We start from the raw sequence: 20,987 nt of genomic DNA, 5'->3' as shown, positions 1-20,987 counted from the left end.
GGAGATTTCTCGTTCCTCCACAGCGCGGCCGATGAGTTTCTGGCTCTCGGCCGGTCCAAGCTCGTGACACCCAGGAAAGGACACCGCCATGTCGGAACTTCTCGTCGACTTCATCACCTCCCTCGACGGCTACGCATCGGGAGAGGGATGGCCCGGCTTCTGGGGCCTCGAGGGCCCGGAGTACCTCGCATGGCTCGGCGAGCAGCCCGAGGCCACCTACCTGATGGGAGCGAACACCTACCGCCTGATGTCGGGCTTCGCCGCAGGCGAGGTCCCGAAGGGCCAAGACGAGTTCCGGCCCGAAGAAGAGGCGTCGGTCGACGAGCTCACGCAAGCGTCCAAGGTGGTGTTCTCCTCCTCACTCGAGGAGCCACTGACGTGGGCCAACTCCACGCTCGTCCGCGACGACGCCGTCGAGGCGGTCCGCGCCATGAAGGCGAGTGGCTCGGGGCTCCTCAGCACGATCGGCAGCCTCAGCCTGTGCCGATCCCTGCTACGTGCTGGACTCGTCGACCGTTTCCGGGTCGTGATGTTCCCGGTGATCACCGGGGCCACGGGCGAAGAGCGCATCTACGACGGCTATCCGGACGTCGCCCTCGAGATGATCGAGCACCGCACCTTCGACGGCCGCATCCAGCTGGTCGAGTACAAGCCCCGCGTGCTCGAACACCCGCCGCTCGGCGTCCCTGCGTGACGTCGCCACGACTCGGTGGCCCTGCCGACGGGGATGCCCCATGACGCGGTCTGCGGGGTCGACGCGGTCCCGTTCCGGAAGGGCCCGCATCGACCCGCGCAGAGTCTGTGCCTGCACCCTGTCCTTGGCCTTGTTCGTGCCGCTCACGCGAGGGCCCGATCCCTCCGTGCCGGGCGTGGCTGATCTGTGTCAGTTCGCGATGCCGACGACCTGCTCGATGGTGTCCGGCTGGTTCACCATGGCCAGCATGTGGTGGGCGACGTCGGCGCGTGAGACGGAGAACCCGCCCCGGACGTTGCGGTTCAACGCGGTCCGGTACCTGCTGGTCAGGGGCTTGTCGGTGAGCTTGGGCGGACGTGACACCGTCCATGCCAGTTCGCTGTCGCGCAGGGTCTGTTCGGTCACGGCGAGGTCGGCGTAGTGCCGGCCGAACATCGCCCGGGTCAACGGGCCGCCCAGGTAACGCATGAAGAAGCCGTCGCCGGGATCGTGCCTGGGTGGTGCCGGCCGGCCAGGCACCGGCACCGGTCCGACGGGTGCGGCGCTGACGACGATGATCCGCCGGACGTGCTCTGCCTGCATCGCCGCCACGATCGCGCGGGTGCCGTGCGAGGTGATGCCCGCGTCCGCGCGCGGGTTTCGCGGGCCGAGCGCGGACAGTACGGCATCGGAGCCGCGAACCGCCCCGGCGAGCATCCGCATGTCGGGCCGGGTCAGGTCGACGGCGACCGCCCGGACGCCCCCCGGCAGCTCACGCGGGCGGCGGGCCACGGCGGTGACCTCATGCCCGGCGGCTACCGCCTGCTCGACCAGGTGCCGTCCGATACCCCCGGTGGCGGCCACGATCGTGAGTTTCATCGGGTTCCTCCTGCGGTGAAGGCGGCACGGTGGTCCTGCGCCCAGGTGGCGTACGTGCGTGCCGGGCGGCCCAGCAGCCGCCGCACGGTGTCGGTGGTGGGCCCGGCGTTGCGGGCGTAGTCGGCCAGCGAGCCGAGCAGCCGGTCGGGTACCTCCTCGGGCAGGCCGGCGGCGAGCATGCCGCGGCGGATCTCCTCCGGTGCGGCCTCGGCGAACGACAGTGTCCGGTCGAGCGCCGCGCCGAGCGCGGCGACCTTCTCCGGCTGGCTCAGCGACTGCTCTCCGGTGAGCAGGTACGCCTGACCGCTGTGCTGCGGGTCCGTCAGGGCGAGGGCGGCCACCGCAGCGATGTCACGCTCGTCGACGGTCGAGGTCCTCGCCTGCGGGTAGGCCCCCCGTACGGTCCCGGTGGCCTGGATCTGCCCGGCCCAGGCCAGAGTGTTGGAGGCGAAATCGGCGCAGCGCAGGATCGTCCAGTCCAGGCCGCCCCCCTTGGCGATCTCCTCGACCGCGTGGAACTGCCGGCGGAAGCGTGCGTGCCCAGCCGGGTACTGCACGGTCACGGCTGACAGCACGACCACCCTTGCCGCGCCCTTCTCGCGGGCGCGGGCCAACAGGTCGGCAACGGCGGATCCGACGGCACGCGGGCTGAGCAGGACGGCCTCCACGCCGTCGACGGCAGGAACCTCCGCCGGGTGGACCAGGTGGGTACCCGCGGGGAATTCGGCGTGGCTGTCGCGGGTGACAGCGGCTACTTTCGCTCCTCCCTCGACCAGGAGGCGGACGGTTTCCCGGCCGACGACGCCAGTGGCTCCGGTGACAAGAATCATGACTGAACCCCTCGTGGGTGTGTCGATGTCCGATCTTGCAAGGCTGGTGATCTCGGTTCGTATGGCGGGAGGACGTCACGGACGAGCCGTGTGCCAGGACCATCTGCATGCGGCCTCGCACCGGGCTGCCGGTGCGTGGTTCAGGCGGACTGATCGGCGGTGGGCGCCGTCTCGCGGTGCTGGGCCCGCAGCAGTCGGCGGCCCTGCTCGCCCCTGGCCCAGGTGTGGGAGCCGGGCTTGCGTGCCTCGTTCACCAACTGCTTGACGGTGAGCCGGCACACGAGTTCCTTCACCTTTGCCCCTGTCCGGCCGCCAATGTGGAGGCGCTTGGCGGTGTCGTCCTTGTGGGCGAACTGGAACATGCCTGCGCGGCGCCCCAGGCTGACGCACTGGCCGGCGAACCCCAGGTCGATCGGTGCGGGCCGCTCGCCCGCGATACGGCTGAGCACCGTGTCGGCGGCGTGCGCGCCCAGCGGGCCCGCGGCCTGGCAGCTCATCCTGAACGGCATGTCCGACGGCGCCGCCGAATCCCCGGCGGCGACGATCCGCTCGTCGTCGACACTCGTCAGGGTCTCGTCGGTCAGCAGGCGGCCCAGGGCGTCGGTGGTGAGCCCGCTGCGGGCGGCCAGGTCCGGCACGCCGAACCCCGCGGTCCAGATGGTGACCGCGCTCGACAGCTCACGGCCGTCGCCCAGGCGCACCTTGTCGCCGGTCACGTCCGCGACCTTCGTGCCGGGGCCCTGCAGCACGGTCACACCGAGGCGGGCCAGCCGCACGGCGAGCGAGCGGCGGCCGTTCGGGTGCAGGTAGGGCCCGAGCAGCCCGCCGCAGACCAGGGTCACGGTGCGGCCCGCCTCCGCCAGTTCGGCGGCGGTCTCGATTCCGGTCGGACCGGCTCCGACCACCGTCACAGGGGCCGTGGCAGGAGCGGCGTCCAGGACCGACCGCAGCCGCTGCGCCTCCTCGAACGTGGCGATCGGGTAGGCGAACTCGGCAGCTCCGGGCACGCCCGGGTCGGCGCTGCCGCTGCCCACCGCGTAGATCAGGTAGTCGTAGCCGAGCCTGTCGCCACTCGCCAGCTCCACCCCGCGCCCCGCCGCGTCAATCCGGGTCACGGTGTCGACCACCAGCCGGACGCGTTCGCCCAGGACCTTGCGGTAGTCGCTGACGGCCGAGTGCGTCCCGCCCGCCAGCTGGTGCAGTCGGATCCGCTCGACGAAGTCCGGGCGGCTGTTGATCAGCGTCACGGTCACGTCGTCGCGCTGCAGCAGCCGGTTGGCCGCGATGACCCCGGCGTAACCGCCGCCGATCACGACGACTTCGGTGTTCTCAGCCATGGTTTCCTTCCTCCGCTTTCAGGGATTCGCACGCAAGATGTCGAGTTGGCACGCCACGACGGAGTACAGGACGGATCAGCCGAGGCGCTCCGGCACCGAGCCTGGGAGCGGGGTCGAGTCCCGGTACCCGACCTCGTAGACGCGTTCGCTGAACTTCCAGCCGTCGGCGGTTCGCTCGTAACGGTCGTGGTACAAGGCGTATTTCAGGTGCGAGCTGCCGTCGCGCATCCGTCCGAACTCCTGGATGTACGCCCGGCCGACCGCGGTGTCGCCGTCCAGCCGGACGACGCCCGGGTGGACGTTCTGCACGAAGAACTCCCAGAGCGACTGGCCCCACTCGATCCCCGCGCGGATCTCCTCGCGGCCGACGAACTTCTTGTCGATGTGCGGCCAGTGCATGGCACCCTCAGGCGTGAACAGCGAGACGTCGCGGTCGAAGTCACGCATCATCACCGCGTCCGTGAACTCGGCTCGCAGCCCCTCTATCTCGACGCGATCGACGATGGCCCGCATGTCGTCCATCGGTTTCCCTCCCCCGTCCATGTGTGGGTCAGACGTGTGCCGCCCGTCCGGCGGTGATGGATCCAGCATCGGTGCGGGCCGGTCGGCGGAACAATGTAAGGTTCCTTGGGCTATTCATAACGTGGCGGTTATGCATGGACTTGACGGGGGGAGCTCAGCGTGGAGCTACGTGACATCGAGATCTTCCTGACCCTGGCCGAGGAGCTGCACTTCGGCCGCACCGCGGAGCGACTCCATGTGTCCCAGGCCCGCGTCAGCCAGGCCATCGCCAAACAGGAACGGCGCCTCGGCGTCGTCCTGTTCGACCGCACCAGTCGGCGCGTCACCCTGACCCCGGTCGGCCGGCGCCTGCGCGAAGACCTCCAGCAGGCCGTCGACCTCATCCGGGAAGGACTCGCACGCGCCGAGGCCGCCGGCACGGGGACGGGGACTCGGCAGACCCTGCGCCTGGGCGTGTTCGGCCACGCCGGCCACGAACTGCGCCCCCTCATCGAGGCCTTCCGCTCCCGCCACCCGGGCAGCGATGTCCAGTTCGGCGAGATCTACGGCAGCAATCCGTTCACCGCGCTGCGCACCGGGGAGCACGACGCGCATGTGCTGTGGCTTCCGGTGGCCGAACCGGACCTCACGGTCGGCCCGACCGTGCTGAGCGGGGGCCGCGTGCTCGCCGTCGCGGCAGACCATCCACTGACCGAGCGCGGTAGCGCGTCACTGGAAGACCTCGGGGACAACCATGTCGTCGACCTCGGCCCCGACGCCCCCGACTACTGGATCGCGGCCATGATCCCCACACGTACACCGCTGGGCCGCCGCATCCCCCGCGGGCCCGCCGCGCGGACCTTCCACGAGGTGCTCTCCCTGGTCGCCTCGGGACAGTGCGTCCACCCGCTGGGCGAGATCGCCGCCCGCTACAACCGTCCCCCCGGCATCGTCTTCCTCCCTCTCCACGACGCCCCCACCATCCACTGGGCCCTCACATGGAGCTCCACCACCGACAGCCCCACCCTCCGCGCCCTGGCCCAGACCGCCGCCGAGGTCGGCCCCGTCTCCCTGTGACAACGAAGACGGGCGATTGATCGGTCAGCGCACGCCCTGCCGCCACCCGGAGTGCCCCCACGTCGATCGGCTACGCCGCGAATCGGGACGCGATCCTGTGGCCAGGCCCCAGGCAGCCGATCGGGCTTCCGGGCTGGGCAGAACGATGAGTCGATCGACAACATATGTCGGTCGCTGATATATATAGGCGGCATGAATGAGCGACCGCTTCAGGAGCCGACGCTGCTCCTGCTCACGGCCCTGGCCGACGAGCCCAGGCACGGTTACGGACTGATTCAGGAGATCGACGCGATCTCCCAGGGCCGTGTGCGGATGCGCACCGGCACTCTCTACGGCGCGCTGGACCGGCTGGCCCAGCAGGGCCTGATCCGGGTCGAGCGCGAGGAGATCGTGGACGGACGGGCGCGCAAGGTCTACGCCCTCGCCGAGGCCGGCCGAGACGTGCTGGCCGCCGAGACGGAGCGGCTGCGCGCTGTCGTCGCCGAGGCGGAGCGTCGACTGGCCGCCCGTCGCGCCCACGCCGTCCGTCCGAAGGGGGCCCTGGCGTGACGCGGCAGCACAGCTCACTCGCGTTGCGCTGGGCGCTGCGCCTCCATCCGGCCGCCTACCGCGCCGAGCACGAAGCCGAGTTGACCGCGATCTATGCCGAGGCGACGCGGGATGCCGGCCCGCTCGGCCGGCTGCGCGAGGCGCTCGATGTCGCCGGCCATGGCCTGCGGCGGCGCACCGGCCTGGGCTCCGACCGGATGGCGGGTCAGGTCCTGGCGCAGGCGGCCCCGCTGGCTGTCGCCGTGGCGACGGGCAGCTTCGTGGCGGGCCTGTTGTGGCTCTTCTCCCCCGGCGTCCGGACCTCGCCCGCGTCCCCGCTCCCGAATGTGCTGAACCTGGCCAACACGGGGCTCACGCCACTGCTCTGGCTGGCCGCGCTCGCGGCTGTCTGGACCGGGCGCTGGACCGTGGCCCGTGCACTGGTCGTGCCGGCGATGCTGCTGAGCCTGGCCGACGTCCTGGCGACCGCGTTCGCCTCCTCCGGCTTGTACGGCGACCCCTCGATCGCGGTGATGCGACTGGCCGTGCCGCTGCTCACCGGCGCCGTCGTCCTCGCCGCACCCAGGGATCTGCTCGGCCCCTCCCTGTCACAACGCCGCACGATCATGGCAATCACCGCCCTGGCGGCCGTCCTGGTTTCGGGCGTCCAACTCGCCGAAACGCACTACCCCTTCACGCTGGGCGTTCTCGGCGTCATCGGCCCCATGTGGGCCGGGCTCCTGTGGGCCGGGGTCCTCACGATCGCCCTGCGCTTCGGCACGCGTGACCGGTTGACCGTCGCGGGCGTCGCGGTGGCCGTGCTGCCCACCACGCTGCAGGTGACGGTCCAGGTCACCCCCGCGGGAGTGGTTGTCCTGCTCCTGGTCCTGCTCAGCAGCGTGGCCCCCTTCCTCCGCCCACGCAGGCGCCCCTACCAGCCAACCCCGCCGAACGAGGCATAACCGGCTCCGGGACCCCGGGCCGCACCCCGGATCGGCCCGGCGCTGCTGCCTGGCAGGAGAGCTTCCCTGAAGGGTTTGGCCTCGTTGAGGACGACTCCTGACCCAGGACCTGTGCAGAGAGCAGGACGCGTTTGCGGAGGAGTTCGAGTCCTGCCCGGCCGAACATCTGGCGCTTGAGCATCTTGATCCCGGTCGACCTGCCCGCCTGCGTCGGCGAGCCGGGCCCACCGCTGTAAGCGGTGGGCCCGGCTGGGCAGTCCCTCGATTCGCTAAAGGCCGAGTGGCCCCGCTTCGGTGATGCTTGCCCAGTCGTTCTCGGGATTCGCCCAGAACGAGATCTTGAGGTAGCGGGCGTCCAGGGCGCCGGAGGTGAAGTGCACCGTCTCCGGCGCCGTGGTCGTCCCGGAACTGCGGCCCTCCCACACCTTGGTGTACGAGACACCGTCCCGTGATGCATGGATGGTGTAGTCGTTCCACCGCAGGTCACCGCGATGCCAGGCCACTGTGGCGCCGCAGAGCTGGCGGGGTGTGCCCGTGTCGAGGATCAGTGCGGCGCCGAATCCCTGGCCGGACCAGCGGGTCGTCAGGTTGCCGTCGACGGCGTTGGAGGGTGGGTTTGTCTGCTCGTAGGTGGTGGCGGACGCGGCGGCGACCACCGGGGCTCGCGTACAGGCTCGTTGGGGCGTGATGTCCTTGTGAACGGCGCGTTCGTCACCCAGACGCAGAGCGTCGTAGTACATCACCCGCTGCGTGGTGCTGGAGGGAGCTCCGGTGTTCCAGTCCCACTTGTAGATACCGAACTTGAAGTAGGGCGACCGGGGTCCCCCGTCGTGGGTGGCGCCGGTCTGGTGCACGACGAGTTCGCCGTTCTTCCACACCTGGAGGAGGCCGGTGCTGTCCGTCCTCCAGGTCACGTGGAAGACCCAGTCCACCCAGGTCCCCGTGGTGTAGGCACCTAGATCGATGGGCTCACCACGGAAGTCGATCTTCCAGCGCCCTTCGTCGGTCAGAAGTGCCAAGGGGGGTGAGGTACCCGGGCAGCCGACGTCGCAATGGTGCCACTGGCTCACGATCTCGGCCGAGGTGTCGTGGGTCCATGTGGTCGCGAGGTTGATGCTGAAGCCGTACCACCGGTCGGCGCCTGCGGGTTGCTCGTCGCGCTGCGAGATCTCCGCCCGCTTGCTGCTGGAGACGACCGGATCGGATTTGCGGAGCTCGAAGCGGGCTGCGTAGGACCCGTCGCGTGTGGGGCTCGTGACGCTGGTGGCTCCGTACGAAGTGGCCCACTGTTTGTTGAAGTTGGTCGGTGCCGCGGCGGGGAGGGTCCGGTCAGCCGACTGCTCCCAGTCCAGGGTGCGTTGCACACCGGCCGGGTCGGCGATGGCTGTCTGCACGGGTGCCAGTGCCACTCCCGCGGCCAGCATCGTCGAGCTCACTGCGACGATCCATGCTCTGATACGTGACCTTTTCATGCTCGAGCTCCTTCGTAGGACGCGAAGCGATGGTTTCGTTCGTGCGGCCCCGAGGGCGGGGCGCCGGCTCTCACTCGCCTCCGGACGGCCCAGGGGTCTCCGGCGCGACGACGGGCGGGTCACGAGACCAGTCCCGTGGCCCAGTTACCTCAGCTGGCCGTGACGGTCAGCCGGCTGTAGGTGATGTTCATGGCGTTGACTGGGAACCCGCCCCACCACCTCTCGATACAACGCGTCTGGCCCGCTGCTGCGTAGACGTACTCAGGAGCCGCAAGGGGCGCGCTGCTCTGCACCCTTGCGGTGCCCGGGGCCGAGTAGCCGGCTGTGACGCACAGCCGCGTCCTCCCGAAGACCCACGTCGGAAAGTTGTAGGCGTCGTGGTAGTAGAGAGGCGGTGATTGCGTTGCTGCCGCACGAACATGAGCCGAGAGGACGTGCTGTGTCGCGGCGGCCGCCGCCGGCCGTGGCGATGCCTGGGCAGGACCGGCCGACCCCAGGCTCAGACCTGACACGACGCTGATGGCCGACAGGGCGACGGCAAGGCGCCGAAGCGACGTTCGAGTCATGCGATGCTCCTTCAAGCTGGTGTCCAGGCGGCCTTGGAGAGGTGGTTCTTCTTTCTGCCGGTTCCCGGCCGCATCGGAGTACTGAGCCGACGCATCCCATGCTCGGCTCCCGGGTGTCCCGGGAGCACTCCCTGATCAGTCCTCGATCATCCCGGTGGCGGGTCAGCCGGCCGGGGAACCGGAACCATGTCCCAAGCCGTGGGCTCGCGCCACTTCCGCGGCCTCATTGCGTCCGGCCACACCGAGCTTGCGAACGACGGACGACAGGTAGTTGTGCACCGTGTGAGGGTCGAGGAAGAGCTCCCGGGCTATCCGGGACGGCTCCTTGCCCTGCGCCAGCAGGGTAAGCACCTGCCGTTCCCGCCCACTGAGGGCGGGAAAAGGAAGAGGACTGACCGCCGGCGTCCGTGCCGCCTCCAGCGCGACGAACAGGTGACCACGCGCAGTGTGGTCGAGTACGGTCAGACCTCGGGCGGCCGCCCCGAGCGCCGCCAGCAGAGCGGGTGCTGAACACGTCTTGAGTACGAATCCAGCGGCACCGGCGCGCAGCGCGTCGCCGACCCGGGGCCCTTCGCCATAGCCGGACACCACGACGACCGGCAGACCCGGCCGTTCGTCGGCCAAGGCTCGGATCGCTGTCAGCCCGTCACCTCCCGCCATCTCCAAGTCCATCACCACGACGTCCGGTTCCGTGTCCAGAACGACGTCCACCGCTTCTGCTCCATTGCTGGCCTCACCCACCACACGCATGCCCGCTACCTCCACGTAGTCACGCAGACCGTTGCGGAAGACTTCGTGATCGTCGACGATGACCATCCGGATCGGTGTCAATTCGGGCTCCCCAGCGGGATGCGCGCCACCAGAGTGAGACCGCGCTCCTGCTTCGTGTCGAGCAACAGCTCGCCACCCAGCTCCTCCGCCCGTTCACGCATGGAGGTCAGGCCCACTCCCGCGCGACGCCGCGCCCTCAGCCCCTTTCCGTTGTCGGCGACACTCAGTTCGAGGATGTCGGACACTTGTACGGTCACGACGCACCGTGTGGCGGCCGCATGCCGGATGACGTTGGTCATGGCCTCTGTGGCGATGAGGTAGGCGGCAGCGTCCACTGCTGCGGGCAGGTCCGCTGCGTCCCCTTCGGACTCGACGGTGATGCGGACGCTGTCGGGTGACGAGAGCCGGTCCGCGTACAGACGCAGGGCCTCGATCAGCCCTTCGTCGTCGAGAGCGGCGGGGCGGAGACCCACCACAGCCTGGGAAACATCGGACGTGATGCCGTCCACCAGAACCTGAAGGGCCTGAAGCCGTTCACGCAGGTGCTCCGCGCTGCCCTCGGCCACGTGCTCGGCTGCTGCAAGCCGCAGGCGGAGCCCGACGAGGGAAGGCCCGACACCGTCGTGCAGGTCCCGGCGCAGACGTCGGCGCTCTTCCTCCCGCGCACGCACCACGCGTTCCCGCGATTCCCTCAGGTCTGCGGTAAGCCTGGCGGTCTCCACGGCCATTGCCGTCAGTCCGGCTGTCTGGTTGAGCAGTTCTCTGTCGGCGGAGGACAGGTCGTCTCCCGGCAGTCGGGGACTGACCAGCAGCCGGCCGATGACAGCGTTCCGGTATTGCAGGGGCAGAGTCAGTACGGTGCCGGTGGGCACACCATGACGCACGCGGGGGCCGGCAGGCGTCTCGATGGCTACGTACGACAGACGCAGTGCGTCTGCCAGCGTGCGGGCCACCATCGGCAGGGCGTCGTCCGGCTCGATCGAGGAGCGCAGACGTGCGGTCAGACGGGCCATGACGGTGTGGGGTTCGTCCCGGTCACCGAAGAAGATCCGGTTCACGGCACGCTGACTGCGCTGGTGCAGCGGCTGAAGGGCCACCGCGACGACGCCGGTCGCCAGCAGGGACGCCGCGAAGGTGGACCTCCGGTGGAGCACACCGTTGACCGACCACATCACACCCGTATACAGGACAACCACGCCCGCGGTGAGGCCCGCATAGGCCAGCGAGCGCCGAATGATCAGGTCAATGGCCCACAGCCGGTAACGCAGTACCGCGACGGCCACGGCGGCGGGGACGCCGGCATCGAGGCAGAAGCCGATCCCATGCAGCACCACAGGCGGGTAGGGCACACGGTCCAGCGCGACCTGCCCGCCTATGGCCAGCGCGACGGCGAAGGCCAGCCACTTCAACTGGTCGCGCTCCAGCCGCGCTCCTGATCGCCACCGTTTCACGAGCGAGACCAGGGCAATCAGGAGACATACCTGCAAGGCGATGAACGTGACCCGGTTCACCGGAAAGAGAGGGCTCTGCCCGATGTCCTCGGGATCCACCACGCCGGCCGTGGGATGGATGGCCCCGACCACTGCGAGGACGGCAGTCGGCAGAACCACCAGAGCTGAGAAGACGAGGCTGGTCAGGCGCCAACGCGGCGAAGGCAGGCGTCCCGTGGGGTACAGCAGAAGAGCCAGAGGGAGCGCGCCGAAGGCCGGCCACCACACCCACGCAGTCATCCAGCCGAGAACTACTGTGCCGGGCATCCGTGCCGCCGATGCCAGCGGCCACACCTGGTGGATCAAGCATCCGAGCGAACCGCTCAGCGCCATCAGGAGCATCAACCAGCCCAGTGGGTGGCGCGGCAGCCGATGAGCCAGCAATCCTCCGACGGCCGCGAAAGAGACCGAGACACCGGCATCACCCCAGTACAGATCCTGGAGTCGGTTTTCGTACGCCGCGATGCACACCGCCGCGGCCACACCACTCAGCGAGACAGCAGCCCCCGGATAAGCCCACCGCCGGTATCCCTCCATGGACCAGCCCCCGTCGCAGAAGACCGCCACCAGAGCGGCTCGCGAGGAGCCTAAAGAACTACCCACTGGTCATGACACTGCGTTACCGAGTCGATACATGGTGTGCGAGTGGGGGTGAACGTTCAGGCGGCGAGCCGGTTTCTCGCCGGGGACGAAGGGCACAGCCGCCACAAGTGTGAGGCCGCCCACGGCCAGCGCTCCGGCCGCCCGGGCGGTCAGCCCTCCCTGCCCCGTGGCCCTCACGGGCCGACGGCATCGGAGGCAGGGGCCGCGCCGCAGGAGAACCGCCGCCCTTCGGCGCGCGCTGACGGCCGAGGTCGCTGCGCGTCGGCTCGGCCTGCCCGGCGTCACCGCCTTCGCGCGCCGTACAGCCCTTGTGACGGGAGCGGATCCTGCGTACGCCTGCAGGTCGATCCGGCGTCGGCGAACCGGGTCCGGTCGTCGCCAGAACCCGGGCCCCGCTGGGCGGGCCGGTCCGGGAGAGCCCGTGTTGTTGGCCGCAGCGTCGGTGCAGATGAGGACCACGCTCCTGCGGCCGGTGGACTACCGCGTCATCCGGGCGATCAGGCGGGCGAGTTCGGTGACGTACGGTGGCTCGAACAGGGTCAGGTGGTCTCCTTCCAGGACGTGGTGGGTCAGCCGGGCGGGGGCGCAGACGCCGGACCAGGAGCGGATCGCGGTGCGCCGGAAGTCCGCATCCTGTTTGTCGGCCTGGACGAGTGCGACCGGGCCGGCGTACCGCGACGGGCGGTAGGCCCGGGCGGCCCGCAGATGGGCGCCGTTGGTGCGCCGTCGGAGGTCTCGTCGTCCTTGGCGAACTCGGGGAGCTGTGCGGAGAGGTAGCTCTCGACGAGGAAGACCATCAGCGCGCTCACCCCGCAGTTCGAGCAGCCGGGCCATTTCGAAGGCCACCAGCCCGCCCATGGACCAGCCCAGCAGCAGATACGGGCCGGTAGGCGCCACCGCGCGTACGGCCGCCAGATAGCGGGCGGCCAGCGCCTCGACGCTCCGGTCCTCGTGGTCGGCACCGCCCGCCGATGTCTGGAGGGCGTACAGCGGGCCGCGAAGCTCGGGGCAGGCGGCGAGATGACGGAAGCCGGTGGCCTCGCCGCCTGCCGGGTGGACGCAGAACAGCGGGGTGCCCTCGCCCCGGGGTCTCAGTGCCACGATGTCGTCCGGAAGGGCGTGCGGGGCGGCGTTGCCCGCCTTGAGCAGCCGGGCCAGGTGCTTCGGCGTGGCCGCCCTTCCGGGCCGCCCCACCTCACGATCCGGCCCCGGCCCCGGCTCCGGTTCTGTGAAGAGCACGGGGACCTGGAGCGCGGCGTGGAACTCCCCGTTGAGCCGTGCGATCAGCCGTACGGCCGGCAGGGAGTGACCGCCCAGTGTGAAGAAGTCCTCGTCCGCGCCGACGGCGGCGACGCCCAGCAGTTCCTCGAAGACCCGGGCCACGGCTGCCTCCACCGGGTCGGCCGGCGTTGTGCCGGCCCCGCCCGCCGAGGAGACCGGGGACCCGGTGGCGCCGGTCTGGACGAGGGATCGCACTGCGGCCTGGTCCACCTTGCCGTTCGATGTGAGGGGTATGGCCTCGGTCCTGGCATACGTGGTCGGCACCAGTTGGGTCGGCAGCCGCTCGGCCAGGTGGGCGCGCAGGGACCGCGTCGTCGTGGTGTGGACGTCGTCGGCGACGACACAGGCGGCCAGTTGGTCGCCGTACTCCTCGTTCGCGATGAGGACGACGGCGGCGTCCCGTACACCAGGGTGCCGCAGCAGCGCGGCCCGGATCTCCTCGGGCTCCGCCCGTACCCGGCTCGATGCGGTAGCCGCGGATCTTCACCTGCTGGTCGGCCCGGCCGAGGAAGTCCAACGTCCCGTCCGGGAGCCTTCGTACCAGGTCTCCGGTGCGGTACATCAGCGCCCCCGGCCGGGAGGCGAACGGATCTGGCAGGAAGCGCTCCGCAGTGTGGCCCGGGCGGCCCAGATAACCCCGGGCGACTCCAAGCCCACCGACGTACAACTCGCCGGTCACCCCGATCGGCACGGTGCCCAGCTCCTGGTCCAGCACGTGCAGCGTGGTGTTGGTGAGGGCGGAGCCGATGGGCACGCCCGGGGCGTCCTCGGGCAGCCGGTCCACCAGGTGGGTCGTGGAGAACGTCGCGTTCTCGCTCGGGCCGTACCCGTTGTGCAGGTGCCCGGGCGGCGCGCCGCCGCGCAATACCGCGCGCGTGCGCCGGGGGTCCATCACCTCTCCGACGACGAACAGGTGACGCAGCCCGCCGAAGGCCCTCGGGTCGATGTCGGCCACCCGGTTGAAGAGGGTGCCGGTGAGGGCGACGATCGTCGGCCGCAGCTCACGCAGAGCGGCCAGCACCTCGTCGGGCCCGAGGGGTTCGTCGCCGGGCAGCACGTCCACGCGGGCGCCGTTGCACAGCGCTCCCCACACCTCGAATGCGGTGATGTCGAAGGCAGGGTCACCAAGGTGCAGGAGGACGTCGCCGGGGCCGATGCACACGTAGTCGGTCACGGTGATCAGCCGCACGACGGCCCGATGGGGTATCCCGACAGCCTTGGGCCGCCCGGTCGACCCGGAGGTGTGCACCACGGCGGCCAGCCCGAGCGGGTGGGAGCGGGACCGCGGAGGCGGGTCGACGGGACAGTGCCCGACGTGCTCCCGGCCGGCTGCCACGGACTTGTCGTGTGCCGGCCCGGCTGCCAAGGACCCCTGCCTCTGTGGGCCGGTCTCGACGGCCCGGACGGGTGCGGGCTCAGGTGCGGCGGGCGTGTCGGGTTCCCGGTCGGCCGGCGCAGGTCCCCGCCGCTGCGGGGCGGACGTATCGGCGCTGTCGTGTTCCGCGTCGTTGAGTCGCAGTACGGGTACGCCCAGGCCGTGCAGCCAGGCGGGGGGGGTCGGCGCGGCTGAGGACGGCCGAGATCTCGGCGTCGTCGGCCATGAACCGCAGGCGTTCCTCGGGGTTGCCGGGGTCGAGGACGAGGGGGGCGCCGCCTGCCAGGAGCGCGCCGAGCATGCCCGTGACCAGGTCGGCGGAGCGTCGCATGTGCAGGGCGACGACGGAGTCCGGGGTGACGCCGGCCGCGATCAAGGTCCGTGCGACACGCTCGGCCCGCCCCAGCAGCCTCGCGTACGTCCAGGTTCCGGTGCGGTCGGTGAGGGCGAGAGCTTGCGGGGTGCGTTGCGCCCACGCGAGGAACAGGCCGTCCACGGTGGCTGGTTCGGGCAGGGGACGGTCCGTGACGTTCCAGGCGTCGACCCGGGCCCGGTCCTCGGGCGACAGCACCGGAATCTCCCCGATCCGCCGGTCGGGGGTCTCAGCGAGGGCGGTGAGCAGTGCGCGGAAGGCGGTCGCCATGCGGTCGGCCGACTCCGGCACCCACAGGTCGGACGCGAGGCGCAACTCAGCTCCGAGGCCGCCCGGGCCGGCGCCATCGTCATCGGTCACCGTGCACTGCAGGTCGTAGGGGACGATCGCGTCGTCCAGGGTGACCTCGGACGTGGTGAGCCCCGCCGCGGTGAAGCCCGTGCGCCGCGCCCCCGTCACTGCGAAGACCGCCTGGCAGAGCGGACTATGGCGCAAGTCCCGCTCCTGGTCGAAGAGTTGGACGAGCCGTCCGAAGGCGACACCGGCGTGCCGCTCCGCCTCGTCCCGGGTACGTGCGACGCGACGCAACGCCTCCCGCAAGGAGGGGCGGCCCGTCAGGTCGACCCGCAACAGGAGCAGATCCTCGTAAGGCCCGAACGCTGTCCTCGTGGACGCCGGCGGACGACGGTCCGTGGGGGTGCCGAACACGACGTCGTGCCGACCCGTCCAGAGTGCCAGCAGCACGGCGAAGGCGACCGCCGGCACTGTCGACGCCGGTACGCCTTCCTCGCGGGCGAGCCGCCGCAGGGCCTCTGCGTGCCGATCGTCGAGGAGCACCCCTCGGCCCGTCGCCCGCTGGGTCGGTTTCCTCGGCCGCGTCCGGTCGAGCGGCAGGTCGAGCGGCGGGAGACCCGCCAACCGCCGCTTCCAGTACGGCAGCCCCTCGTCCCGGGTCTCCCGCTCCAGGACCGCCCGCTCCAGGGTCGGCCGGTCCGCGTGCGAGAGCGGGAGCTGCGCCGATCCCTCGCTCAAAGCCGCGTACCGGCAGGCCAGTTCATGCTCCAGCACAGTGAGCGAAGCCCGGTCGGCGACGATGCGGTGCGCTGTGAGCAGCAGTACGTGCCGCTTCTCGCCGGTGCGCACCAGGGTGGCACGCAGCGCGGGCCCGCTGTCGAGGGCGAAGGGCCGGCCACTCTCCTCGGCGAGTACACCGCGCAGCTACGCCTCAGGCGCGGACCCGCCGCGAGCGTCCGTCCCCGGGGCGGTTTTTCCCACGAGGTCCAGTCGTCGCAGCGGCACCTCGGCCGTCTCACGGACGGTACGGCGCGGCCCGTCCCCGCGATCGTCGAAGGTACTGCGGAGCAGCTCGTGGCGGGCGACACAGTCCCGCAGGGCGGACGCCGGCAGACCGGCGTCCAGCAGGCCCTCGATGAGAGTGGCGGCGGACACGTGGTGGACCGGGGCGGCGACGGCGATCTGCTCCAGGTACCAGAGCCTTTTCTGGCCGTGGGAGAGCGGCAGCCGGGGCACTCCCGCCGAGCGAGGCGTCGGTCGTGTTTCCAGGTCGTCGTGCACGATGGCCTTCCCTGGTTCGCGGTACGGCGGGTGCGGTGACGGACGGGCGTCGGAGTCGGCGCCCTCCGCCACCGGTCCGCCCTATCCGTTCCGTGCGTCCTGTTCGCCCGCCCGCAGGCGACGGCGCAGGCTCAACGGACGCATGTCGGTCCACACGTCCTCGATATGAGCGAGACACTCGGACTTCAGGCCGGTCCTGCCCGCGTCCGACCACCCAGCGGGGTTGTCCCGGTCGGCAGGCCAGACGGAGTACTGCTCCTCGTGGTTGACCACGACCTTGTACAGCCGGTCGTCATCGTCGGGCTTCGGCGTCATCCCCGTGGCTCTCCTCTCATGGTTGCGGCGCCTCAGCGGGCCGCGTCTGCGGGAGCGATACGGCGGTCTGCTCCGGTCGGCGCTGCCGAATGGGAGTGAATGCGGCGGCCACGACCACGGCCAGGAAGACGACGGCCACCGCGGTCAGCGGCCCCCGTGTCCCCAGCCGGCCGACCAGGGCGGTGAGCAGGGCGGCGCCGAGAGGCGCGAGGCTGCCGTGGATCGTCCAGAACGCGGAGGTGACCCGGCCGAGCAGATGGTCCGGCGTGACCTGTTGCCGCAGGGACATCGAGCAGATGCCCGCCAGCGCCATGCCGAACGAGTACAGACAGATCGTCACGGCCGCCATCGACACCTGTCCGGTGCCGCCCAGCACCAGCACCGACACCGAGCACAGACTCATCGCACCGAGCCAGCAGGGGCCGAACCCCCAGGAGCGGCGCAGCCGGGCGGTCACGGCGGCGGCCACACAGGTGCCGAGCCCGGCCAGGGCGAGGACGTAGCCCACCGTGCGTTCGTCCTGCCCAAGACCGTGCCGCAGGTGGTAGATGAAGACATCGGTCATGCCCAGGCTGAGGAAGGTGGTGACGGTCAGCAGCACGGTGAGCGTCCGCAGCACCGGCGTGCGCCACAGGAACGCGGCGCCGACCCGGAAGCCGGAGCGCAGGTCCTGGGCATGGGCCGCCTTGCTCTCGGCCTCGTCGGTCGACGGCCGCTCGATGGGCCTGAGCCTGATGAACGCCAGGCCCACCAGAGAGATCCCGAAGCTGCCCGCGTTGATGGCGACGGCGGCCGTCGACCCGAAGAACCCGGCCACCACACCGGCCAGGGCCGGGCCGGCGACGTACGCGATCGCGTTCGTCGCCTCCAGCCGGCCGTTCGCCGCGACGATCTGCTCCTTGTCGACGAGGTTCGCCACGGCAGTGACATATGTGATCTTGAACAGCATCTCGAAGACCGAGGCCAGCGCCATGACCACGTAGAGCAGCCAGATCTGCGGGCTCAGGGCCCAGCACACCGGGATCGCGCCGTACAGCACCAGCCGGGCGGCGTCGCACAGCATCAGCAGGCGCCGCCGGTCGAAGCGGTCGGCCCAGGCGCCGCCGACCAGACCGGTGAGCAGCGAGGCGGCGCCGGCGACGGCGGTGAGCAACCCCATCTGCGCCGCCGACCCGGTGGTGTGCAGCACCAGCAGCGGAAGCGCCACCAGCGAGAAGGCGTTGCCGACCTCGGACAGCGCCTGGACCGCCCAGAAAACGGAGAAGTCCCGGTTGGACCAGAGTGAACGCGCCGGCATACGAGGGTCTTCCGTCCTGGGGCTAGCGGTGGGGGGTGTACGGCTCCGCCATGGCGACCGCGATCCGGCGGGGTCCCGTGTACGGCTCCCGGCCGTGCGAGACCAGCATGTTGTCGATCACCAGGACATCGTCGGCACGGTAGTCGAAGCGGGTCGCCGCGGCTCGGTAACAGGCCCGGAGATGGTCCATGACGGCGTCCGGGATCGGTTTGCCGTCGCCGTAGTACGTCTGGCTGGGGAGGTTCTCCTCGCCCAGCATCTCCAGCAACCCGAGCCGGACCGACTCCGGCAGCGTGGTGACGTGGAAGACCGTCGCGTGGTTGAACCACACCATCTCGCCGGTCACCGGATGCCGGTGCACGACCTTCCGTACCGCCCGGGTGCGCAGCCCGCCGCCGGGCAGCCACTGTGCCTCGATGTCCCGCTCCCGGCAGTACCGCTCGACCTCCGCGCGGTCCTCGGTGGCGAACGTCTCCCGCCACGGCAGGCCGACCAGGTCACCGTAGTTGCGTACGACCGTCCAGCCGCGCCGGGCGAACTCCCGGCGCACCTCGTCGTCGATGCCGGCCAGCACCCGCCTGGTGTCGGCCAGCGGGGTGGCGCCCTGGTCCTGCGGCGGGCGCACACAGTGGAAGTACAGGGTCAGCGGCCAACTCGCCTGATACGAGTTCTCGTTGTGCAGGAAGATCTCTTCGCCGGGCGGGTAGTCGGTGGACGTGTAGACGTTTCCCTTGATCACGCTCCGGGGAGATGAACGCTCGGTGTACGGCAGCGGCTCGCCGGAGAGCGTGCGGACGATGTCCGCGAAGCCGTCGGCGCCCCCGACGTCGAAGCCGCGCAGCAGCAGCGCACCGCATTCGCGCAGCGCGGTCCGGAGCTCGTCCCGCCGGGCGCGAAGCCGTTCGACGGCCGACTCACCGTGTCCCTCGAGGACCAGCGGGAGCATCGGGGTGGTCTCGGCGGTCATCGCGGGGCTTCCGGCAACAGCGGCAGCAGCCGGGCGCCGACCGTGGCGAGTTCGTCCCGGGCGGGCTCCTCGATCTCGCCCTCTTCTCCGGTCAGCACCAGGCTCATCACCCGGCCGTTCTCGGCGAAGAGGAACCGCAGTTCGGTGAGCGTGCCCAGGCGTTGCCGCAGGTCGTCCGGCCCCTCAGGCCAGTCCCGGGCCAGTTGCTCGGGCTTGGCCGGCGAGGCGAGTCGACGCAGCAGCCGGCCGGTCTCCGCGTCGACCGGGTGAGTCCGGAGAGCGCCGGACCGGGAGTCACGAACGGTGAGCCGGCCATCGTCGTCGGCGACCAGCCGCAGCTCGCGACGGGCTGCTCCGTCGTGCCCGTACCAGGCTGCACGCCACTGGGTGACCAGCCCGCTCAACTCGTCGTGCCACTCGACCGCGTCGAGCATGTACGGAGCCAGGTTCTGGTCGGCGAAGAAGTACGCGAGATCGGCCAGCGCCGACTCGTCGAAGGGATACGTGAGGGAGTAGTAGTCCACCGGCTTCAGGACGAGCCCGTACTCGTCGCTCCGCTTGAAGTAGGGACTGAAGCGGTCGAAACGCACCATGTACACGCCGTGCGGCGGCACCAGGTGGACGAAGTCGCGCAGTTCCTCGGCGTACTTGCGGTACGCCGACGGGTCCTCCCCGGGGAAGCCGATCAGCAGGTTCCACTCGGGCTTGATCCCGAACTCCTCGCAGTTCTTGAGGAACTGCAGGTTCTGGAACGCGTTCGTCCCCTTGCCCATCAGTTTCAGCGTCGAGGAGGACAGCGCCTCGATGCCGGGCTGGACGACGGTGACGCTCGCGTCGGTCATGGCGCGCAGGTCCTGACGGCTCAGTGGGAGCTTGACCTCGTAGAAGATCTCGGCCCCCGGCGGCGGGTCGAGTCGAGGGAAGACCTCACGCGAGTAATTGCGTGGCATGACATTGTCCGTGCAGAAGAGCGAGGTGTAGGCGGGCGCGAAGCCGAATAGCCACTCGAACTGCTGGACTGCCAGGTCCGGGGCCATCGCCCGAAAATCCATGCTTTCGCCGTTCAGCCCGCAGAAGGTGCAGTGTGAACGCTGCCCCCACCAGCAATCGCGGGACGTCTCGAAGAACAGCATGGGCTTGCTGGTACCCGTGCGCCGCAGTTCCGGATGACTCTCCAGCGCCTCGTAGAAACTGTCGTAGTCGGGCAGGAAGAAGTCGTCGATATCGCGTTCCGCGTCGATTGCCTTGCGGAAGCGCGGGTCTCGGCAGTTCCGCTCGGAAAGAATTCCCGGAACGGCGTCGGCGCGCTCCAGATCCTCGTCGAGGACACACCGCAGGAACTCGCCGAAGGTGTTCAGCGCGGGCCCGGAGAAGACTAAATCGACGGCCGGCACCTGCTCGGCGACCACCGAGCACATGGGCGCTTCGCAGTTCGCCCCACCGAGCACGACGAGCGTCTGCGGGCTGCGCTCCTTGATCAGCCGCGCCAGGGCGATACTCGGCACATGCTGGGCGAACATCGAGCTGAACCCCACGATGTCGGCCTCGTCAAGCCGGTAGCGGTCGATCAGTTCCTCGCAGAACTCCCGCAGTCCGTCCCGCGCCGACAGGATCTGCTTGCGGAAGTCGGCCCACCGGGCACCCCGGTAGTAGCGCTGGAAGTACTCGGTGGCGGTGTCGGCCTCGCCGGGAAAGGCGATGTGCCGGAAAAGCCAGTCCTCGATCCCTGTGTCCACATGATCGTGACTCACGGAGAGGGCCTCGTACAGACGTGTTCCGAAGAACTCGGCCATGTCCTGGTTGAGATAGCACACGTGCGCTCGCGCCCGGTCGTCGAACTCCCGGTGAAAGAGAGTCGATAACTGCCCCAGGGTAAATGACGGACGATTCCAGTCGGCGAATGGCATGTTCACTAAAGCGACATGCAACAACTGCGGCCTCCCGTTGATCATTCGTTCCGAGTCTAGTGCGCCATGGCTCGAGTCGGCAGAGATGTTCAGGCCAATGGGTATTCCGACGGGCGCCGGGCGAGGTCCGGATGGACTCGGGTTCCTTTCCTACCGCCGCACAGGTGCGTTCACATTGGTCCACGGGTGTTCGCCGAAGATTTCGCGG

At 70.0% G+C, this 20,987-nt stretch carries 17 protein-coding genes and 2 pseudogenes; 4 read left to right on the top strand and 15 right to left on the bottom strand.

Annotation, left to right across the window (positions count from 1 at the left end; genetic code table 11):
* Window positions 1-88 precede the first annotated feature (88 nt).
* Entirely contained in the window at window positions 89-694 is a 606-nt protein-coding gene (locus PV396_RS41595; protein WP_319213558.1) for a dihydrofolate reductase family protein, read from the top strand.
* 189 nt (window positions 695-883) lie between these two features.
* On the opposite strand, the gene PV396_RS41590 is transcribed toward PV396_RS41595, so the two are convergent.
* From PV396_RS41590 to PV396_RS41575, 4 genes are all read right to left on the bottom strand, one after another.
* Complete coding sequence (locus tag PV396_RS41590) at window positions 884-1,552, bottom strand: NAD(P)-binding oxidoreductase (RefSeq protein ID WP_319213557.1); 669 nt, start codon at window positions 1,550-1,552, stop codon at window positions 884-886.
* The gene (locus PV396_RS41585) at window positions 1,549-2,382 is read right to left on the bottom strand and encodes an NAD(P)H-binding protein (RefSeq protein WP_319213556.1); all 834 of its coding nucleotides are present in this window, start codon (window positions 2,380-2,382) and stop codon (window positions 1,549-1,551) included. The genes PV396_RS41590 and PV396_RS41585 overlap by 4 nt, the downstream gene beginning before the upstream one ends.
* Window positions 2,383-2,522: 140 nt before the next feature.
* The gene (locus PV396_RS41580) at window positions 2,523-3,719 is read right to left on the bottom strand and encodes an NAD(P)/FAD-dependent oxidoreductase (RefSeq protein ID WP_319213555.1); all 1,197 of its coding nucleotides are present in this window, start codon (window positions 3,717-3,719) and stop codon (window positions 2,523-2,525) included.
* Window positions 3,720-3,794: 75 nt separating this feature from the next.
* Window positions 3,795-4,241, bottom strand: a complete 447-nt coding sequence (locus PV396_RS41575) for a nuclear transport factor 2 family protein (protein ID WP_319213554.1) — start codon at window positions 4,239-4,241, stop codon at window positions 3,795-3,797.
* 159 nt (window positions 4,242-4,400) lie between these two features.
* Between PV396_RS41575 and PV396_RS41570 the strand changes: the two genes are divergently transcribed.
* From PV396_RS41570 to PV396_RS41560, 3 genes are all read left to right on the top strand, one after another.
* Complete coding sequence (locus PV396_RS41570) at window positions 4,401-5,297, top strand: LysR family transcriptional regulator (protein WP_319213553.1); 897 nt, start codon at window positions 4,401-4,403, stop codon at window positions 5,295-5,297.
* Between the two features lie 192 nt (window positions 5,298-5,489).
* Window positions 5,490-5,846 (top strand): PadR family transcriptional regulator, encoded by a 357-nt coding sequence (locus tag PV396_RS41565; protein WP_319213552.1) that lies wholly within the window; start codon window positions 5,490-5,492, stop codon window positions 5,844-5,846.
* Window positions 5,843-6,787 (top strand): hypothetical protein, encoded by a 945-nt coding sequence (locus tag PV396_RS41560; protein ID WP_319213551.1) that lies wholly within the window; start codon window positions 5,843-5,845, stop codon window positions 6,785-6,787. Before PV396_RS41565 ends, PV396_RS41560 begins: the two co-directional genes overlap by 4 nt.
* 269 nt (window positions 6,788-7,056) lie before the next feature.
* Here the strand turns inward: PV396_RS41560 and PV396_RS41555 are convergent, their stop codons facing one another.
* The 11 genes and pseudogenes from PV396_RS41555 to PV396_RS41510 all read right to left on the bottom strand — a co-directional run bounded on the left by PV396_RS41555 (window position 7,057) and on the right by PV396_RS41510 (window position 20,824).
* Window positions 7,057-8,259, bottom strand: a complete 1,203-nt coding sequence (locus tag PV396_RS41555) for a heparin lyase I family protein (RefSeq protein WP_319213550.1) — start codon at window positions 8,257-8,259, stop codon at window positions 7,057-7,059.
* A gap of 728 nt (window positions 8,260-8,987) precedes the next feature.
* Window positions 8,988-9,641 (bottom strand): response regulator transcription factor, encoded by a 654-nt coding sequence (locus tag PV396_RS41550; RefSeq protein ID WP_319213549.1) that lies wholly within the window; start codon window positions 9,639-9,641, stop codon window positions 8,988-8,990.
* An 11-nt stretch (window positions 9,642-9,652) separates the two neighbouring features.
* Window positions 9,653-11,569 (bottom strand): GAF domain-containing sensor histidine kinase, encoded by a 1,917-nt coding sequence (locus PV396_RS41545; RefSeq protein WP_319213548.1) that lies wholly within the window; start codon window positions 11,567-11,569, stop codon window positions 9,653-9,655.
* Between the two features lie 597 nt (window positions 11,570-12,166).
* Window positions 12,167-13,393: a thioesterase domain-containing protein gene (locus PV396_RS41540; RefSeq protein WP_416071576.1), complete on the bottom strand. Its 1,227-nt coding sequence runs from the start codon at window positions 13,391-13,393 to the stop codon at window positions 12,167-12,169.
* Window positions 13,394-13,610: 217 nt separating this feature from the next.
* Window positions 13,611-14,489: pseudogene (locus tag PV396_RS45270) on the bottom strand (AMP-binding protein); the annotation flags it as partial.
* Window positions 14,386-14,841 carry an AMP-binding protein gene (locus PV396_RS41535; protein ID WP_319213567.1) on the bottom strand — a complete coding sequence of 152 codons (456 nt, stop codon included), beginning with the start codon at window positions 14,839-14,841 and terminating at the stop codon, window positions 14,386-14,388. The pseudogene PV396_RS45270 and the gene PV396_RS41535, both read right to left, overlap by 104 nt.
* Window positions 14,842-14,904: 63 nt before the next feature.
* Window positions 14,905-16,248: pseudogene (locus PV396_RS41530) on the bottom strand (condensation domain-containing protein); the annotation flags it as partial.
* A gap of 126 nt (window positions 16,249-16,374) precedes the next feature.
* On the bottom strand, window positions 16,375-16,608 hold the full coding sequence (locus PV396_RS41525; protein ID WP_319213547.1) for an MbtH family protein: 234 nt from the start codon (window positions 16,606-16,608) through the stop codon (window positions 16,375-16,377).
* Window positions 16,609-16,624: 16 nt separating this feature from the next.
* The gene (locus tag PV396_RS41520) at window positions 16,625-17,905 is read right to left on the bottom strand and encodes an MFS transporter (protein WP_319213546.1); all 1,281 of its coding nucleotides are present in this window, start codon (window positions 17,903-17,905) and stop codon (window positions 16,625-16,627) included.
* A gap of 22 nt (window positions 17,906-17,927) precedes the next feature.
* On the bottom strand, window positions 17,928-18,872 hold the full coding sequence (locus PV396_RS41515) for a TauD/TfdA family dioxygenase (protein WP_319213545.1): 945 nt from the start codon (window positions 18,870-18,872) through the stop codon (window positions 17,928-17,930).
* Entirely contained in the window at window positions 18,869-20,824 is a 1,956-nt protein-coding gene (locus PV396_RS41510) for a RiPP maturation radical SAM C-methyltransferase (protein WP_319213544.1), read from the bottom strand. Before PV396_RS41510 ends, PV396_RS41515 begins: the two co-directional genes overlap by 4 nt.
* Window positions 20,825-20,987 lie beyond the last annotated feature (163 nt).

This window comes from Streptomyces sp. ME02-8801-2C, assembly GCF_033793965.1.
Classification (GTDB): Bacteria; Actinomycetota; Actinomycetes; order Streptomycetales; family Streptomycetaceae; genus Streptomyces.
The sequence above is the reverse complement of the archived record's forward strand: the minus strand, read 5'-3'. Positions and strand labels throughout refer to the sequence as shown.

Bases quoted from the DNA above. Each gene is read 5' to 3' on its own strand.
- PV396_RS41575 (WP_319213554.1), bottom strand. From the start codon at position 4,241: ATGGACGACATGCGGGCCATCGTCGATCGCGTCGAGATAGAGGGGCTG.
- PV396_RS41525 (WP_319213547.1), bottom strand. From the start codon at position 16,608: ATGACGCCGAAGCCCGACGATGACGACCGGCTGTACAAGGTCGTGGTC.
- PV396_RS41510 (WP_319213544.1), bottom strand. From the start codon at position 20,824: ATGATCAACGGGAGGCCGCAGTTGTTGCATGTCGCTTTAGTGAACATG.
- PV396_RS41590 (WP_319213557.1), bottom strand. From the start codon at position 1,552: ATGAAACTCACGATCGTGGCCGCCACCGGGGGTATCGGACGGCACCTG.
- PV396_RS41585 (WP_319213556.1), bottom strand. From the start codon at position 2,382: ATGATTCTTGTCACCGGAGCCACTGGCGTCGTCGGCCGGGAAACCGTC.
- PV396_RS41550 (WP_319213549.1), bottom strand. From the start codon at position 9,641: ATGGTCATCGTCGACGATCACGAAGTCTTCCGCAACGGTCTGCGTGAC.
- PV396_RS41595 (WP_319213558.1), top strand. From the start codon at position 89: ATGTCGGAACTTCTCGTCGACTTCATCACCTCCCTCGACGGCTACGCA.
- PV396_RS41555 (WP_319213550.1), bottom strand. From the start codon at position 8,259: ATGAAAAGGTCACGTATCAGAGCATGGATCGTCGCAGTGAGCTCGACG.
- PV396_RS41580 (WP_319213555.1), bottom strand. From the start codon at position 3,719: ATGGCTGAGAACACCGAAGTCGTCGTGATCGGCGGCGGTTACGCCGGG.
- PV396_RS41520 (WP_319213546.1), bottom strand. From the start codon at position 17,905: ATGCCGGCGCGTTCACTCTGGTCCAACCGGGACTTCTCCGTTTTCTGG.
- PV396_RS41515 (WP_319213545.1), bottom strand. From the start codon at position 18,872: ATGACCGCCGAGACCACCCCGATGCTCCCGCTGGTCCTCGAGGGACAC.
- PV396_RS41565 (WP_319213552.1), top strand. From the start codon at position 5,490: ATGAATGAGCGACCGCTTCAGGAGCCGACGCTGCTCCTGCTCACGGCC.